The following is a 16799-nucleotide window of genomic DNA, read 5'->3' as shown; positions in this document are numbered from 1 at the left end:
CCTCCAACCGTAGGATGGTAGATTGTTGACAATCCTACCTCAGCAGTTCAGGCCGGTGAAGGGGTGCAGATGGACGAGTCCACCGTGGTCCAGGCCGTCGAGAAGCGGTTGTTCATCGACGGGAAATGGGCCGACGCCACCGGCGGCAGGACGTTCGACGTCGTCGATCCGTCCACCGGCGAGGTGCTGTGCGCGGTCGCCGACGCGTCGCCGGCCGACGGGCGGGCCGCGCTCGACGCCGCGGTCGCCGCACAGCCGGACTTCGCCCGGACCTCGCCGCGGGAGCGGTCCGACCTGCTGATGACGGCGTACCGGCTGCTGATGGAGCGGGTCGACGAGCTGGCGTTGCTGATGACGCTGGAGATGGGCAAGCCGCTGGCGGAGGCGCGCGGCGAGATCGCGTACGCGGCCGAGTTCTTCCGGCACTTCGCCGCCGAGGCGCTGCGGATCGACGGCGGGTACCAGACCGCGCCGGCCGGCACCGCGCGGTTCCTGATCACCAAGCAGCCGGTCGGCCCGTGCCTGCTGATCACGCCGTGGAACTTCCCGATGGCGATGGGCACCCGCAAGCTTGGCCCCGCGATCGCGGCCGGTTGCACGAGCGTCATCAAGCCCGCGCACCAGACACCGCTGTCGATGCTTGCCCTGATGGGGATCCTGGCCAAGGCGGGCCTGCCCGCGGGAGTGGTCAACTGCGTCACCGCGATGGACGCAGGCGGCGTGATGGAGCCGCTGATCCGGTCCGGGGCGGCGCGGAAACTGTCGTTCACCGGCTCGACCCGGGTCGGCCGGATCCTGCTCGAGCAGTGCGCGGAGAAGGTGCTGCGGACCTCGCTCGAGCTCGGCGGCAACGCGCCGTTCATCGTGTTCGAGGACGCCGACCTGGACGAGGCGGTGACCGGCGCGATCGCGGCGAAGATGCGGAACATGGGCGAGGCCTGCACCGCGGCGAACCGGATCTTTGTGCACAGTTCGGTGATCGACGAGTTCGGCCGCCGGCTGGCGGAGCGGATGGGGGCGCTGACCGTCGGCCGCGGTACCGAGCCGAACGTGAACGTCGGCCCGCTGATCGACGAGGCCGGCCGGGACAAGGTGCGCGCGCTGGTCGCGGACGCGGTCGGCCGCGGCGCGACCGTGCTCACCGGCGGAGAGGTTGCCCCGGGCAACGGGTACTTCTACCCGCCGACGGTGCTCACCGGCGTACCGCGGGAGGCGGCGATGGCGGACCAGGAGATCTTCGGGCCGGTCGCGCCGCTGACGCCGTTCAGCACCGAGGACGAGGTGGTGCGGGCCGCCAACGACACGGAGTACGGGCTGGTCGCCTATGTGTTCACGAACGACCTGCGGCGGGCGCTCCGGGTGGCCGAGGCGATCGAGACCGGGATGGTCGGGCTCAACCAGGGCGTGGTGTCGAACCCGGCCGCGCCGTTCGGCGGCGTCAAGCAGTCCGGCCTCGGCCGCGAGGGCGGCGCGATCGGCATCGACGAGTTCCTGGAGACCAAGTACATCGGCATCGCGATCGGCAACTGAGCCGGCTGGGCCGGCCGGGCTACTTGTGGATGAGGCGTTCGATGGCGTCCTGCATGTGGTCGGAGAGCAGTTCGTCGGTGCGCTCGATCTCGCAGTCGCGGATCGCCGCGGCGATCCGGCGGTGCTCGAGGTAGCGGTTGTCCTCGTCGGCGTACGTCGCCTCCAGCGCGTGGATGCACATCCGGGTCTCGATGATCGAGGTCCGGTGCATCCGCACCAGCCGCGGGCTGCCGGAGGCCCGGACCAGGTGCTCGTGGAACTGGATGTCGATCTCGCCGACCGCGGCCGGATCGTGGCGGACGGGCTTCATCCGCTCGGCGATCGCGTGCAGGTCCAGCCCGACGGTCTCGAAGTCGCCGTCGCGGAGGATCAGCAGGGCCGCGGCCTGCTCGATCGCCTCGCGGGCGTAGTAGATGTCGCGGATGTCGGGCGGGTTCATGTCGATGACGAACAGGCCGCGGTTCCGGATCGGGACCAGCAGCCCCTCCTGGGTGAGCCGCTGCATCCCCTCGCGCAACGGACCGCGGCTGACGCCGAGCTTGCGGGCCAGGTCGGCCTCGACGAGCTGGGCGCCGGGTTTGAACTCCCCGTGGCTGATGGCCTGGCGCAGTTTGTCGGCGATGATGCTCGGCGTCGACTCCTGTGCCAGCGGCTCGATGTAACTTGTCACAGCTGATTCTCCCCTTGCACGAACAGCATCCCGAGATCCGGCAGCGACGGCACCGGGCCGACCAGTTCCAGACCCTTCCACACCGTCACCTGGTTCGCGGTCAGCACCGCGCCGCCGGTGGCGATCTCCAACTCGTCGATGATTCCCAGCGTGTGCAGCGCCGTGTCCGGGATCAGGACCGCGTCGGCGTCGCGGTGGTTGGCGGCCTTCGCCATCGTGATCACCTGCTCCGGCTCCAGCGTCCCGACCTCCGCCGCGGTGACGATCCCGCTGCTGCCCATCGACACCACCTCGATGCCGGCCGCGGCGAGGAACCGGACGAAGTGCTGGGCGACGTCCTCCGGGTACGACGCGGCAACCGCGACCTGGTCGATCGCCATCGCCTGGCAGGCCTCGACGAACGCGATCGAGGTGGACGACGCCGGTACGCCGACCGCCTGCGCGACCCCGCCCGCCTGGATGTTCGCGCCCTCGCGGCCGAACACGAAACTGCCCGAGGTGCACGCCCACATCACGGAGTCCGGTTGCGCCTGCTTGAGCTGCACGGCGCCCTCGGCGAGACGCTCGGCCCGGCCGAGGTCGAGGAGCGCGTCCACGCGATGGGCGTCCTCGCCCACCGAGGTGATCACGACCGGCAGCTTGACCTGTCCGTTCAGCTTCGCCTCGAGCATGGAGTAGTCGTCCTCGGCACTGTGTCCGGGATAGAGCAGCCCTACCGTGACCATCGGACCTCCTGGCTTGATGTGCACCGAATAGGTAGATTGTCGACAATGTTAACCCCAGAGCGTCCGGAGCCCGGGTCCGCTGCGAGGCACCCTGTGGATAACTCTGCGTACGACGCTCAGGCCCTGCTGACCACGCTCCGTCGGGAGCTCCGGGGTACGGCGGCCGACGATCGCCGCACCCGCGCGCTGTACGCGGCGGACGGTTCGAACTACCGCGCCGTCCCCGATCTCGTCGTCGTACCGCTCGACGTCGACGACCTGGCCGCGGCGGTGTCGCTGACCGCGGCAGCCGGTGCACCCGTGGTCGTCCGGGGCGGCGGTACGTCGATGGCCGGCAACGCGATCGGCGGCGTCGTGATCGACGCGTCCCGGCACGTGAACCGGATCCTCGACCTCGACGCCGGGGCACGGACCGCGCTGGTGGAACCCGGTGTCGTCCTGACCGATCTGCTGGCGGCCGCGAAGCCGCACGGGCTCGCGTTCGGCGCGGATCCGTCGTCGGCGAGCCGGGCGACGCTCGGCGGGATGATCGCGAACAACGCCTGCGGCGCGCACTCGGTCGCCTGGGGGACGACGGCCGACAACCTGCGATCGCTCGAGCTGGTCCTTGCCGACGGCACCCGCCTGACGGTCGACGCGGATGCCGATCGGGCGGTCGCCGCGGCGCGGCCTGGGCGGGAAGGCGAACTGCACCGGGCGCTTCAGGCCTTCGCGGAGCGGCACGAGCTGCTGATCGGGCGGCGGTTCGGGCAGTTCACCCGGCAGATCTCCGGGTACGCGTTGCACCGGCTGCTCGGTGACTACAACGTCGCCGGGCTGCTGTCCGGCAGCGAAGGCGGCCTGGCTGCGACGCTCCGGGCGACGGTCGAGCTCGTCGAGTTGCCCAAGGCAAGGGTTCTGTGCGTGCTCGGGTTCGCCGACTCGATCACTTCGGCGGACTGTGTGCCAGTAGTACTGCGGCATGCGCCGTTGACGATGGAGTCGATCAACAACGAGCTCGTCGACCGGTTGCCGACGGAAGTCCGTGATGCCGCGGTACATGCCGGTCTGCCGGAGGGCAACGCCTGGCTGCTGGTCGAGGTCGGCGGCTCGGACGACGCGGACGCCGCGGCCGCGGCCAGGTCGATGCTGGCGGAGCTGCGCGATTCGGGTGCCACCGCGTCGCTGGTGACCGACCCTCGCGCGCAAGCCGTGCTGTGGCGTTGCCGTACGGACGCCGCGGGTCTGGCGACCCGGCGCGCGGACGGGGCGGAGGCGTGGGGCGGTTGGGAGGACGCCGCTGTACCGCCCGAGCGGCTCGGCGCGTACCTGCGCGGGCTCGACGAGCTGCTCGGACGGCACGGGTTGTCGGGGGCGTCGTACGGGCACTTCGGCGAAGGCTGCATGCACATGCGGATCGACTTCGACCTGCTGAGCCGGCCTGGGATCGCGACGTACCGGGAGTTCGTCGAGCAGGCCGCGGACCTGGTGGTCGGGCTCGGCGGGTCGGTGTCCGGTGAGCACGGCGACGGGCGGGCGCGGGGCGAGCTGCTGGCCAGGATGTACGGCGCGGACGGGGTCGCGCTGTTCGGTGAGCTGAAGCGGATCTGGGATCCGGCGGGCGTGCTGAATCCGGGAATGATCGCCGACCCGCCGCCGCTGGACGCCGGCATCCGGCACGACGGCCCGGCGAAGGATCGTCAACTGTTGACAATCTTCAGCTATCCGGAGGACGGGCACGACTTCGCGCAGGCGCAGCGCCGGTGCGTCGGGATCGGGAAGTGCCGGCAGACGTCGGGCAGCGTGATGTGCCCGAGCTATCAGGTGACGCGCGAGGAGCTGCACTCGACGCGCGGGCGGGCGCACCTGCTCTGGGAGATGCTGCAGGGCGACCTGGTCACGGACGGGTGGCGGTCCACCGAAGTACGGGACGGCCTCGACCTGTGCCTGTCCTGCAAGGGCTGCCTGTCGGACTGCCCGGTGAACGTCGACATTGCGACGTACAAGGCCGAGTTCACGCATCATCACTACGCCCGCCGGCCGTGGGCCAGGCCGCTGTCGCACTGGTCGATGGGGTGGCTGCCGCTGTGGTCCCGGCTCGCGTCGCGCGCTCCGAGGCTCGCCAACCGCTTCGCTGCGTTGCCGTTGACGAAACGCCTCGGCGGAATCGCCGCTGAGCGCGACGTTCCCGGCTTCGCTGCGCAGTCGTTCGCCCAGTGGTTCAAGGGTCGTACGCCGGCGGCCGCCGGGCGGAAGGTGGTGCTCTGGCCGGACACCTTCACGAACTACCTGGCGCCGGAGATCGGGCGGGCCGCGGTCGCCGTACTGGAGGACGCCGGCTTCGAAGTCGTCCTGCCTGACAAGCCGGTCTGCTGCGGCCTCACGTGGATCTCGACCGGGCAGCTCACTACCGCGCGCCGCGTTCTCAACCGGTCGCTGGCCGTGCTGGCTCCGCATCTGACCGCGGGTACGCCGATCGTCGGCCTCGAACCGAGCTGTACGGCGGCGTTCCGGCATGACGCGCCCGCGCTGGTCGACAATCCTCTTGCCGGGTTGGCGAGTGCCGGCATTCGGACGTTCTCCGAGTTCCTCGTCGCTGCCGGCTGGACGCCGCCGCAGGTCGGGGGAGAGGCGTTCGTCCAGCCGCACTGTCATCAGCACGCGGTGCTGGGGTTCGACGCCGACCGCAAGCTGATGGCGGCCGCCGGGATCGACAGCGATCTCGCCGCGCCTGGTTGCTGCGGGTTGGCGGGCAACTTCGGGTTCGAGCGCGACCACTACGACGTGTCCAAGGCGGTCGGCGAACGCACGCTGCTACCCGCCGTACGCTCGTTGCCGTCGACAACAGCTGTTCTCGCCGACGGTTTCAGCTGCCGGACCCAGATCGCTCAGGGCACCCCGCGGACCGCCCGGCACCTGGCGGAGGTACTCGCCTCAGGTCTCCCGGACAGCGGTGGCAGTTAGTTGGTGGCGAGTTTGTCGACGGCGCGGCGGAGCCGGGTGACGCCTTCCTGGATACGGTCGGGGGTCGTCGACGCGAAGCAGACCCGGAAGGCGTCGGCGAAGCGCCCGCTGGGGGAGAAGGCCGGACCGGGGATGAACGCCACGCCCTCCGCCAGCGCGACCTCGAACAGCTGCTGGGTGTTGACGCCGTTCTCCAGCGTCACCCAGAGGAAGAAGCCGCCCTCCGGATCCGTCCACCGCGCGATGTCGCCGAAGTGCTCCCTCAGCGCGGCATGCATCGCCTCCTTGCGCGTCCGGTACTCCGCACGCTGCCGCACCAGGTGCTCCTCCAGATGACCACCGCTGAGGAACCCGGCCAGCAGCCGCTGCGCCGGCAGGTTCGTACACGTGTCCATCGCCTGCTTCGCGTTGATCAGCAACTGCTGCAGCTCGGGATCCGCGTCGACCCACCCGACCCGCAGGCCGGGCGCGACGATCTTCGAGAACGTCCGCACGGAGAACACCAGCGGATCGCCCGCGCCCAGCTCCCGCAACGTCGGCAGCGGATCGCCGGCGAACCGGAGCAGCCCGTACGGGTCGTCGTCGATCACCATCGATCCCCACGACCGGGCCAGCTCGAGCAGCTGATGCCGCCGCGCCAGCGACAGCGTCGCGCCGGACGGGTTCTGGAACGTCGGGATCGTGTAGATCGCCTTCGGTCGCCGTCCGGCCAGCAGCTTCGGTAGATTGTCGACAATCATACCGTCGGCGTCGACCGGTACCTCGAGCAGCTCCGCGCCGTACGACAGTGCCGTCGCGCTGCCGTTCGTGTACGTCGGGGACTCCACGACGACGAGGTCGCCCGGGTCGACGAAGATCTTGCAGAACAGGTCGAGGCCCTGCATGCCGCCGGCCGTAACGGTGAGGCGGTCCGCGGTGGTCTCGTCGCTCGTGCCGCGCAGCATCTCCAGCAACGCGGCGTGCAGTGGCGGATCGCCCTCGGTCGCCGCGTAGTCGTACGCGTCCGGGCGGGCCAGTTCGGCGGCCGCGATCGCGGACAGGATCTGCGCCGGTACGGCCTCGGCCGCGGGCGAACCCATCGCGAAGCGGACGATGTCGTGGGTCTGCTTGTGCAGGAGCGACGTACTCGAGTCGATCACCGAACCTACGAGTCCGGTCGCGCGGGCCGCGTACGGGAGTGCGGACAAGGGCTTACCTCCTGATCGTCAGTTCGTGGGACAGACCGGTCAGTCGTTCCACTCCGTCGGCGGTGACCACCACCGGCTCGGACAGCTCGTAGCCCCAGCCGTCCATCCACATCCCGAGGATGACGTGGAACGCCATTCCCGCGGTCAGCACGGTGGTCTCCTCGGGGCGCAGGCTGACGGTGCGTTCGCCCCAGTCGGGCGGGTACCCGATACCGATCGAGTACCCGATCCGGGATTCCTTCACCAGGCCGTGCGCGGCGATCACGTCGTTGAACGCGGCATGCACCGCACCGCCGGTGACACCTGGCCGGATTGTCGACAGCGCGGCACGCATCCCGTCGGCCACGATCTTCGCGGTCTCGCGGAGCCGCTGCGGCGGAGCGCCGAGCACGATCGTCCGAGCGAGCGGGGCGTGGTACCGGCCGAAGACGCCGGCCAGCTCGATCGTGGTCGCCTCGCCGGTGCGGAACGGGCGGTCCGTCCAGGTCAGGTGCGGCGTACCGGCGGCGTTGCCGGTCGGCAGCATCGGCACGATCGCCGGGTAGTCACCGCCGTGCTCCGGTGTACCGGTGGCCTGCGCGGCCAGGATCTCGGCGACCAGGTCGCACTGCCGCCGGCCGGGCCGGAGCTGGTCGAGCGCGATCCGCATCGCCTGCTCGGCGATCCCGCCCGCGATCCGCAGCTGGCGGAGCTCGTGCTCCGACTTCACCAGCCGGACCCAGTTCACCAGCTCGGCCGAGTCGACCAGTCGGCGGCCGGGCAGTCCGTTGCCGAGGGCAAGGTAGCCGCGCGGCGTGAAGTAATGCGCGTCTGCCTCGACCGCGACGTCGGTGCCGGCCGGTACGAGGTCGCGGCAGACGTCCGCGATCCAGTCGTACGGATGGACGTCCGGCCGGTGCACCAGCCGCTCCGGATAGCCGTGGATCTGGTCGGCGCGCAGATTGCAGGTGTACGACGCCCCGGCCGCGTCCATCGCCCGCGCGAACAGCTGCACCTCGCCGTCGGCCGGGACCAGCAGGCACTGGGGCGTGTAGAAGGACCACGCGTCGTACCCGGTCAGATAGAAGAGGTTCGCGGGATCGCTGACCACCAGCGCGCCGAGGCTGCGTTCGGCCAGGACGGCGCGGACCCGGGCCAGCCGGCCGGCGTACTCGTCGGGCTCGACCGCCTGCTCCAGCAGGTCGGACACGGACTCGCCTCTTCCCGGTTCGCTCATGGGCAACTCGCCGTCAGCAGGTGCTGGCCGGGCCCGATGCCGGTGCGCCCGACGAGTTCCAGGACCGCCCACATGGTGACCTGGTTCGCGGTCAGCACCGGCTTGCCGAGCGCCGCCTCCAGCCCGGCGATCACGTCGTACGTCGGCAGGTTGGTGCAGCTGATGAAGATCGCCTCGACTGTAGGATTGTCGACAGTCTGCACGAGTTCGACCGTCGTCTCGTAGGGCACCGCCCAGATCTGCGCGATCAGCCCGAGCCCGGCCGTCGCGACCACCTCGATCCCGGCCTCGGCGAGGTACGCGGACAGGCCCGCGGTCAGGTCGTTGGTGTACGGCGTGACGGTCGCGATCCGGTTGATCCCGAGCCGCCGGAGCGCGAGCAGCAGGGCGCCGCTCGTGGTCACCGCGGCCGGTGCGCCGGCGCCGACCATGGCGTCCACGAGCGCGAGCTCACCGTTGAGCCCACCGACGAAACTGCCGAAAGTACAGGCGTACGCGACCGCCAGCGGGGCGACCGGGAGGACGTTGTACGTCGTCCGGGCAATGAGCCCCGGATCCGAGATGTGCAACGCCATCTCGACCGTGGCGGCCATCGGGGCGTACGGCGTCCGGGTGAGGTGCAACGTGACGTCGTCGGGCACCCAGCGCCAGAGCTCCCGGTCGAGCGCGAAGTCGTACGGCGCGACGACGCCGATGCCGGTCTGGAGCAGCGGTGGGACCGCTGCCGGCATCGGGTTGGTGAGGGGACGCGTGCTCATGCGAGTCAGTGTGCGGCCCAGGGCAGATTGTTGACAATCCTACCAACGAGTTCCTAGCCTCGAAGCTGTGCCGGCCCCCGTGGAACGCCCAGTCGTCGCGGTGCTCTGCGAGCGGGCGACGGACCGCCCGGCGGGTCTGGACGGCCTGCCGATCGACTTCCGGTACTGCGCCGCCGACGGGTTGCGGGCCGCGGTACGAGGTGCTCGGGCACTCCTGCTCTGGGACTTCTTCTCGACCGCAGTCCGCGACGTCTGGTCCGACGCGGGATCGCTCGAGTGGATCCACGTCACGGCGGCCGGCGTCGACACGCTGCTCTTCGACGAACTGCGGGACTCGGCAGTTGTGGTCACCAACGCACACGGGGTGTTCGACCGCCCGATCGCCGAGTACGTGCTGGGAGCGGTGATCGCGCACGCCAAGGACAGCCGGCGCAGTTTCGACCTGCAGCGCGAGCACCGCTGGCAGCACCGCGAGACCCGGAGCGTCCTCGGCGCGAAGGCGCTCGTCGTCGGTACCGGGGCGATCGGCCGTGCCACCGCCCGGCTGCTCGGCGCGGCGGGCCTGCAGGTGCGGGGCGCCGGCCGGGTCGCGCGTGGGGACGACCCCGACTTCGGCGAGATCGTTGCCAGTGGCAATCTGTCCGCCGAGGTCGGCTGGGCCGATCACGTGGTGCTCGCGGCGCCGCTGACCGCGGCGACCCGAGGGCTGGTCGATGCCGGCGTACTGGCTGCGATGCGGCCGGGATCGCATCTCGTCAACGTTGCCCGGGGCCCGATTGTCGACGAAGGCGCGCTGCTCGACGCCGTGGCCACCGGGCGTATCGCGGCCACCCTGGACGTGTTCGACCGCGAGCCGCTGGCGCCGGACCACCCGCTCTGGTCGGCGCCGAACGTGACGGTCACCGCGCACATGTCCGGCGACGTCATCGGCTGGCGGGACACCCTCGCGGCCCAGTTCGCCGACAACGCGCACCGCTGGCTGGCCGGCGAACCGCTGCTGAACATGGTCGACAAGAAGCTCGGCTACATTCCGACAGGAGATCGATGACTCAGGCAACCGAGTTGGTCGAGGGCTACCGGACCGGGGCGCTGTCCCCGGTCGACGCGACCCAGGCCGCGCTGGACGCGATCGAGCGGTACGACGAGCAGGTGAACGCGTTCGTCCTGGTCGATGCCGAGGGTGCGCTGGCCGCGGCCAAGGAGTCGGAGGGCCGCTGGCGCGCCGGCCGGCCGCTCGGCCCCGGCGACGGGGTGCCGACCTCGATCAAGGACGCACTGTGGACCAAAGAATGGCCGACACTGCGCGGCAGCACGATGATCGACCCGGCCGGGCCATGGGCCGAGGACGCGCCGTCGGTCGCCCGGCTGCGCGAGACCGGTGCGGTCATCCTCGGCAAGACGACCACCCCGGAGTACTCGTGGAAGGGCGTCACCGACTCCTACACGTACGGCGCGACCGGCAACCCGTGGGATCCGGCGAAGACCTCGGGCGGTTCGAGCGGCGGCTCCGCGACGGCGGTCGGGCTCGGGATGGGCGTGTGGTCGCTGGGCACCGACGGCGGTGGCTCGGTGCGGATCCCGGCGGCGTTCACCGGCACGGTGGCGTTGAAGCCGACGTACGGGCTGATCCCGCTGTTCCCGCCGAGCGCGTTCGGCACGTTGTCGCACGCGGGGCCGATGACGCGGACCGTGCGCGACGCGGCGGCGCTGCTCGACGTCGTGACCGGGTACGACCCGCGGGACTGGTCGGCGATGCCGACGCCGGGCCGGTCGTTCCTGGACGGGTTGGACGACGGGGTTGCCGGGCTGCGGATCGGGTTCTCGGCGGATCTCGGGTTCGTCCAGAACGATCCTGAGGTCGAGGCGCTGGTGCGCTCGGCGGTCGACGTCCTCGCCGGACTCGGCGCCGAGGTGACGGAGGTGGACCCTGGGTTCGCGGACCCGATCGACGCCTTCAACGTGCTCTGGTGGTCCGGAGCGGCCAAAGTGCTGTCTGGTCACAGTGTTGACGATCGGGTTGATCCCGGGCTGCGCAGGGTCGCCGAGCAGGGCGCGGCGTACACGGCGTCGGACTTCCTCGACGCGACCGCGGTCCGGATGGAGCTCGGCACGCTGATGGGACGGTTCCACGAGCAGTACGACGTACTCGTCACGCCGACTCTGCCGATCACGGCGTTCCCCGTCGGGCAGGACGTCCCGGACGGATCGGCGTCGCCCGATTGGACGGACTGGACGCCGTACACGTATCCGTTCAACCTCACTCAGCAGCCGGCGCTGACGGTGCCGTGCGGGTTGACGAAGACCGGTCTGCCGGTCGGATTGCAGATTGTCTGCCGTCGGCATGCCGACCATCTGACGTTGCGGGTCGGCGAGGCGTACCAGGCCGCGACCGACTGGCATCGGCGTACCCCGAGCTTGGAGGCACGATGAAGCAGATCACGGTCAGCCTGGACAAGCGCGGCGTCAGCTGCGTGGCGAAGCTGCTCGACGACGTCGCGCCGCGGACGTGCGCGGCGGTGTGGGACGCGCTGCCGCTGTCGGCGCCGGTGTTCCACGGGAAGTACGCGCGGAACGAGATCTACACGTTACTGCCCGGGTTCGCGCGCGACCCGGGAAAGGAGAACACCACGATCACTCCGATCCCGGGGGACCTGTGCTGGTTCTCGTTCGACTCCGATGACCTCGGGAATCCGGCGTACGGCTACGAGAACACGACCGGCACCGGTACGACCGGGTCGATCGTCGACCTCGCCGTGTTCTACGGACGGAACAACCTGCTGATCAACGGCGATCAGGGCTGGGTGCCCGGGAACGTGTTCGGGGCCGTCACCGAGAATCTCGAGGAGTTCGCCGCGGCGTGCCAGGACCTGTGGATGGGCGGGGCGCGCGGGGAGACGCTGTCGTTCAGCCTGCTGTGAACGGTTGCTGCAGCTCGGTGACCCAGTCCTCCGGGTTCTCCGGGGTGTCGAGGTAGAGCTCGCGGGCCGGCTCGGCGGCGCGCCGGCCGTTGTCCTCGAGCCAGCGGGCGAGCGCCTGCCAGGACGGGAGGACCTGGTCGATGGGGCCGCGGTGGACGAGCGTCGCCGCCTGCGTTGCCGGTAGGTCGATGACCTCCAGGCCGTTGAGGTTGCTTTCGGCATCGACCGCGGCCGGGACGGTCGCCCGTACGACGATGTCTGTCTCCTGCTCGTACAGGCAGGTGAGGCGACCGGCCGGTCGTACGCCGGCGTGCGGCAGGCGGCGGCCGAGTTCCGCGCAGAGGGGGTGCACCACGGGCGTGATGTCGTCCGGGGTGAAGCTCGGCGCGGTCGCGGTCAGGCCGACGAGCCGTACGGCGGGCAGTTCCGTGACGACGATGTCCTTGGCGGGGATGTCCGCCTCCAGGCCGCGGAGCCGCGCCTCGACCTGGGCGAGCCGGGCATAGCTCTCGGCCAGGGTGGTCTCGAGTTGCGCGCGGCGCATCGTCAGCATCGCGCGGAGTTCGGTCGGCGTCGGATTGTCGGCAATCATCGTGTCGACCTGCTCGAGCGAGAAGCCGAGGTCCTTCAGCGCGACGATCCGGTTCAGGTCGGCGAGCTGGGCGGCGGTATAGCTGCGGTACCCGGTCGCGGGATCGACGTACGCCGGCCGCAGCAGCCCGATCGCGTCGTAGTGCCGCAGCATCCGGACCGACACCCGGCCGTGCCGCGCGAACTCGCCGATTGCGAACATGCCGACAGTCAACCAGCTCGCTAGCGGGATCCGAGGTGTTCGGCGAGCAGTTCGGCGAACGTGATCGCGGTGTCGTCCTCGTGCCACGGGCCGATGACCTGCGCCGCGGTCGGGAGACCGGTCGCCGTACGGCCGATCGGCATGCTGAGCGCGGGATGGCCGGTCAGGGAGGCGTGGGCGATCCAGAACACCTGCGCTTCGTACGGGCGTCCTTCGATCGTCGTCGAGCCGTGCGGGAACGCGACCGTGAAGCTCGTCGGGCAGAGGAACACGTCGACGTCCTCGAAGTACCGCTGCCATTTCGCCCGGGCGGCGAGCCGGTTGCGTTCGGTGGTGAGCAGGTGGTCGACGGTCATCGTGGTCGGTTCGCCGCCGTGGAGCGCGAAGAACAGTTCCACCTGCCGGCCGAACTCCTCGGCCTGTTCATTCGGGTCGACGCCGGACGGCCAACTGTCGACAATCTTCACGCCGGCCGCGGCGAGGCGGTCGACCGTGTCGGAGAGCGCGTCACCTACGTCGCTCGTCACCGGTGCGGCGGGGTGGTCGGTGACGATGCCGACGCGGTAGTCCTTCAGGTTCCGGTGCCTTGGGGTTGCGAGGTTGTAGGAGTACGGCGCCTCCGGGCCGGCGGTTGCGCGGAGGGCGATCCGCAGGTCGGCGGCGGAGCGGGCGAGTGGTCCGATTGTTGACAATCTGGGCAGTTCGCTGGGGACGTACGGCGTACCGGGGATCTGGAAGCCGCGTTCTGGGACGAGTCCGTTGGTCGGTTTCAGTCCGTAGACGCCGCAGTACGCCGCCGGCAGCCGGATCGAGCCGACCAGGTCGGAGCCGTACTCGAGATACGTGAGCCCCGCCGCCAGCGCCGCGGCTGCTCCACCCGAGGAGCCGCCTGGAGTGCGGGTCAGGTCGGCCGGGTTGTTGGTACGCCCGAACACCTCGTTGACCGTCTGCCCGAAGTCGCCCAGCATCGTGTGAACATTCGTCTTGCCGACAACGTGCGCGCCGGCCCGCTCCAACCGCTGCACAATCACCGCGTTCTCGTCCGCGATGAAGTCCGCGAACGCCGGGTTGCCCCAGGTCGTATGCATGCCTGCGACGTCGAAGCAGTCCTTCACCGTGATCGGTACGCCGTGCAACGGCCCAAGCCGGGTCCCCTCAACCGCGGGCCCTCCGTGCACGGTCCGGCCACCGGGCACCGCATGTGCTGTGGACGCCGTGCGTGCCGTGGACGCCGTGCGTGCCGTGGGCACCGTGTCTGCTGCCGACACCGTGTCTGCTGCCGACACCGTGTCTGCTGCCGACACCGTGTCTGCTGCCGACACCGTGCCTGCTGTGGGCACCGTGCCTGCTGTGGGCATCGTGCCTGCTGTGGGCGCCGTGGGTGCCGTGCTCGTGGTGCGTGCTGCGGGTGCTGCGGGTGCTGTGCCTGCCGTGTGTGCTGCGGGTGTTGTGCGTGCCGCGGGCGCTGCGTGTGCCGCGTGTGCCAGCTGTGCGTCGGCGGTAGCCGCTGCGGCCAGTGCGTGCTCCCGGCGTACCTCGACCACCGCGTTGACCTCGGTGTCAGCCGCGATCCGCCTGAGCAGGTCCTCGGTGACCTCCCGGGACGTCGTCTGCCCCGTACGAATCCGCTCCGCGATCTCTCCAGCTGTGAACATGCCGATTGTCTACGGTCTGACACAGTGTGAGAGTCAACGCCCCACCTCGACCCCGTCGCGAAACACCCGCCGGATCCGCTCCTCCACAGCCGTGCAGTCCAGCGTCGTACCGTCCAGCACCAACAGATCCGCCCGCTTGCCTGCCGCGATCTCGCCCCGATCGTCCGCCAGCCCGAGCAACCGCGCCGCGTCGATGGTCGCCGCGCGCAATGCGCCCGCATCACCAAGACCGGCCGCGGACAGGTGCCGCAGTTCCCACAACGCCTCCGAGTACGGGCGTACCGGATTGTCCGTCCCCATCGCGATCCGCACCCCCGCGTCGATCGCCAACCGCATCGACTCCCGATGCGCCTCGGCCGCTCCGTCCGGCGCGTGCTCCGGATCGGACTGCGTCACCGACAAGGTCGGCACGTACCAGGTGTCGTTCTCGGCCATCGCCTCGACGGCGCCGGCGTCCAAGTACGTCCCATGCTCCACACTCGCAGCGCCGGCCCGCGCTGCCATTTCCGCTGCCCGCGCACCATGCGCGTGCACCATCACCCGCCGCCCACCACGCCGCGCCGCCTCGTCGACCACCGCGGCCATCTCCTCGAACGTCAACTGCAGATCGTGTACGCCGGTCCCGAGCGCGAGCGACCCGGTCGCCGTCACCTTGATCCAGTCCGCACCCGCCCGCACCATCCGCCGTACGACGGCTCGCCCCGCATCCGCCCCGTCGAAGATCGGATCCGGCAGCGACGGGTCGTCGTAGTAGTCGAGCGTCCCCGTACGTGGAGCCCACAGGTCCCCGATCGCTCCCGTCGTACCGACCTGTCGCAGACTCAGCTGCAGATCAGGCCCCTCGATCCACCCGTTCGCGATCGCGAGCCGCACCCCCGCGTCCGCACCCCACGCGTCCCGCGCCGTCGTCACACCGAGCCGCAGCAACGTCCGCAACGCCGGAACCGCCGACAACACCCGAGCCGACCGCGGCACCCGCAACCCATCCATCCCCGCCGGCCCGAAACACACATGCGTATGACAATCCACAAACCCAGGCACCACAAGCGCCCCGGTGCAGTCGATCCCGTCGTCCCCGTCCAACCCAACCCCGACGTCCACAATCCGACCGCCGGCAATCACCACATCCGCACCCCGCACCTCACCCACCCCAACATCCACCACCACCCCCGAATGCAGCACCACCCGCCTCACCCCGAGCCACCCCTCCGCGATCAACCCAACAAACCCCATCGCCCCGGAGTATGCCCCAGCCCGACCCTTCACGGTCGAATGCGCACCCGAGGCCCGAACCCGCCGTTCTAGAGCCGCGATCCGGCGATGCAGTTGCCGAGCCCACCGAAGCCGAGCCCAAATCTTCGGACGCGTTCGACCCGGTCGTAGACGGCTTCGGTACGTCCGCCACTGCTGCCAGGTCGGTCGAAGTAGCCGCGTATGCCACACCGCACGACGCGGAAGCGCCCCCCACCGCGACCACACCGAGCAGCCCTTCAGCCGCGGCAGCCTGAACCCGCCGCCCCCCATCCACCGCGACCATCTCCGCCGCCTCCGCCTCCGCCTCCGCCTCCGCCGCCGCCTCCGCCTCCGCCGCCGCCGCCTCCGCCGCCTCCGCCGCCTCCGCAGCAGCCGTCTCCGCCGAGCCGAGCCGACTCCGGCGAGCCGCCGCCTCCGCCTCCGCCTGCTCCTCCGCCGCCTTCTCTGCCGCCGCTTCCTGCGCCGCCCGGTGCCAGGGCTCGGCTGTTCGGCGCGCCTGGGTTTGAAACCTCTTGGAGGGGACCCTCGACCATGACGCGTGCCGGCCGGTGTTATCGCGGATCGGGTGAGATCGATGACCCCGGTGACGTAATAGTCGCCACGTCCGGGACAGCCGGTGCGTCGCCACACATGCCCGTCCGCGCCGACCACAGCCACATCGTCGAACCGGCCTGGATCATCGATCAGTACCCGATCGTCTACGGCAAGACCTGACCCCCTGTCCCGCCACCAACCCGCTGACGGGCGTTACATCCTGAACTGCAAGGAGCCAGTTTCGGGCTGAGGCTGACGACTTCGAGGCGCAGGATCGGAACCCGGGGCGACCCCGGCGTCTGGTCGTCCAACCTCACCGACCGCGACGGCACAACCGAGACCGGCGCCTCCTGCGGCCCCACACCGCAAGCCGTCGAGATCACCCCCGGCAGGCCGCGGTCTGGCGACAGCATCAGCGCAGGCCTGCTGACCATCATCGACAGCACCACCAAGCCGTCGGGCTGCTGCAACGCACACCCCGCGCGGCGGGACGCGGACTGGCGAACGGCATGCCCAGCGGCCCCAGCTCTCCTCGACGACGTAGTACGCCGCGAAACCGTCCGGCCTGATGTTGTCCTCGCGATCAGCACAAGAATCACGGCCACCAGTCCGCCGC

14 protein-coding genes are annotated in these 16799 nt (G+C 70.3%); 6 read left to right on the top strand and 8 right to left on the bottom strand.

Translation table 11 applies throughout. The annotated features are described in order from the left end of the window. Positions 1-69: 69 nt before the first annotated feature. Complete coding sequence (locus ACFV9C_RS28480; RefSeq protein ID WP_380198426.1) at positions 70-1530, top strand: NAD-dependent succinate-semialdehyde dehydrogenase; 1461 nt, start codon at positions 70-72, stop codon at positions 1528-1530. Between the two features lie 19 nt (positions 1531-1549). Here ACFV9C_RS28480 and ACFV9C_RS28475 read toward each other — a convergent pair whose 3' ends face one another. Both ACFV9C_RS28475 and ACFV9C_RS28470 read right to left on the bottom strand, forming a co-directional pair. Further along, a complete protein-coding gene (locus ACFV9C_RS28475; RefSeq protein WP_380198424.1) occupies positions 1550-2200 on the bottom strand; it encodes a GntR family transcriptional regulator in 651 nt (216 codons plus the stop codon). Next, the gene (locus ACFV9C_RS28470; protein ID WP_380198422.1) at positions 2197-2925 is read right to left on the bottom strand and encodes a maleate cis-trans isomerase; all 729 of its coding nucleotides are present in this window, start codon (positions 2923-2925) and stop codon (positions 2197-2199) included. Before ACFV9C_RS28470 ends, ACFV9C_RS28475 begins: the two co-directional genes overlap by 4 nt. A 93-nt stretch (positions 2926-3018) precedes the next feature. On the opposite strand from ACFV9C_RS28470, the gene ACFV9C_RS28465 reads away from it, so the two are divergent. Then, positions 3019-5868 (top strand): FAD-binding and (Fe-S)-binding domain-containing protein, encoded by a 2850-nt coding sequence (locus ACFV9C_RS28465; RefSeq protein WP_380198419.1) that lies wholly within the window; start codon positions 3019-3021, stop codon positions 5866-5868. On the opposite strand, the gene ACFV9C_RS28460 is transcribed toward ACFV9C_RS28465, so the two are convergent. Genes ACFV9C_RS28460 through ACFV9C_RS28450 form a run of 3 tightly spaced genes read right to left on the bottom strand, consistent with a single transcriptional unit; the run spans position 5865 to position 9029 of the window. Next, the gene (locus ACFV9C_RS28460) at positions 5865-7055 is read right to left on the bottom strand and encodes a PLP-dependent aminotransferase family protein (RefSeq protein ID WP_380198417.1); all 1191 of its coding nucleotides are present in this window, start codon (positions 7053-7055) and stop codon (positions 5865-5867) included. The two genes, ACFV9C_RS28465 and ACFV9C_RS28460, sit on opposite strands and share 4 nt — an antisense overlap. A 4-nt stretch (positions 7056-7059) precedes the next feature. Further along, complete coding sequence (locus ACFV9C_RS28455; protein WP_380198414.1) at positions 7060-8244, bottom strand: M24 family metallopeptidase; 1185 nt, start codon at positions 8242-8244, stop codon at positions 7060-7062. Positions 8245-8267: 23 nt separating this feature from the next. Then, positions 8268-9029: an Asp/Glu racemase gene (locus tag ACFV9C_RS28450; protein WP_380198412.1), complete on the bottom strand. Its 762-nt coding sequence runs from the start codon at positions 9027-9029 to the stop codon at positions 8268-8270. Positions 9030-9096: 67 nt separating this feature from the next. Between ACFV9C_RS28450 and ACFV9C_RS28445 the strand changes: the two genes are divergently transcribed. Genes ACFV9C_RS28445 through ACFV9C_RS28435 form a run of 3 tightly spaced genes read left to right on the top strand, consistent with a single transcriptional unit; the run spans position 9097 to position 11947 of the window. Further along, positions 9097-10077, top strand: coding sequence for a D-2-hydroxyacid dehydrogenase (locus ACFV9C_RS28445; protein WP_380198409.1), 981 nt, complete (start codon positions 9097-9099; stop codon positions 10075-10077). Continuing rightward, complete coding sequence (locus tag ACFV9C_RS28440; protein WP_380198407.1) at positions 10074-11459, top strand: amidase; 1386 nt, start codon at positions 10074-10076, stop codon at positions 11457-11459. Before ACFV9C_RS28445 ends, ACFV9C_RS28440 begins: the two co-directional genes overlap by 4 nt. Next, on the top strand, positions 11456-11947 hold the full coding sequence (locus tag ACFV9C_RS28435) for a DUF3830 family protein (protein WP_380198404.1): 492 nt from the start codon (positions 11456-11458) through the stop codon (positions 11945-11947). Before ACFV9C_RS28440 ends, ACFV9C_RS28435 begins: the two co-directional genes overlap by 4 nt. Here ACFV9C_RS28435 and ACFV9C_RS28430 read toward each other — a convergent pair. The 3 genes from ACFV9C_RS28430 to ACFV9C_RS28420 are packed head-to-tail and all read right to left on the bottom strand — an operon-like array spanning position 11934 to position 15628. Then, positions 11934-12740 carry a MerR family transcriptional regulator gene (locus ACFV9C_RS28430; RefSeq protein ID WP_380198402.1) on the bottom strand — a complete coding sequence of 269 codons (807 nt, stop codon included), beginning with the start codon at positions 12738-12740 and terminating at the stop codon, positions 11934-11936. The two genes, ACFV9C_RS28435 and ACFV9C_RS28430, sit on opposite strands and share 14 nt — an antisense overlap. 20 nt (positions 12741-12760) lie before the next feature. Beyond that, positions 12761-14395, bottom strand: coding sequence for an amidase family protein (locus ACFV9C_RS28425; RefSeq protein ID WP_380198399.1), 1635 nt, complete (start codon positions 14393-14395; stop codon positions 12761-12763). A gap of 33 nt (positions 14396-14428) precedes the next feature. Then, positions 14429-15628 (bottom strand): amidohydrolase family protein, encoded by a 1200-nt coding sequence (locus ACFV9C_RS28420; protein ID WP_380198397.1) that lies wholly within the window; start codon positions 15626-15628, stop codon positions 14429-14431. A 552-nt stretch (positions 15629-16180) separates the two neighbouring features. Here ACFV9C_RS28420 and ACFV9C_RS28415 point away from each other — a divergent pair. Then, positions 16181-16363: a hypothetical protein gene (locus ACFV9C_RS28415; protein WP_380198395.1), complete on the top strand. Its 183-nt coding sequence runs from the start codon at positions 16181-16183 to the stop codon at positions 16361-16363. Positions 16364-16799: the final 436 nt, after the last annotated feature.

The sequence above is a fragment of the Kribbella sp. NPDC059898 genome, assembly GCF_042730855.1.
In the GTDB taxonomy this organism is placed as follows: Bacteria; Actinomycetota; Actinomycetes; order Propionibacteriales; family Kribbellaceae; genus Kribbella.
This window is presented reverse-complemented; position numbering and strand designations above follow the sequence as displayed.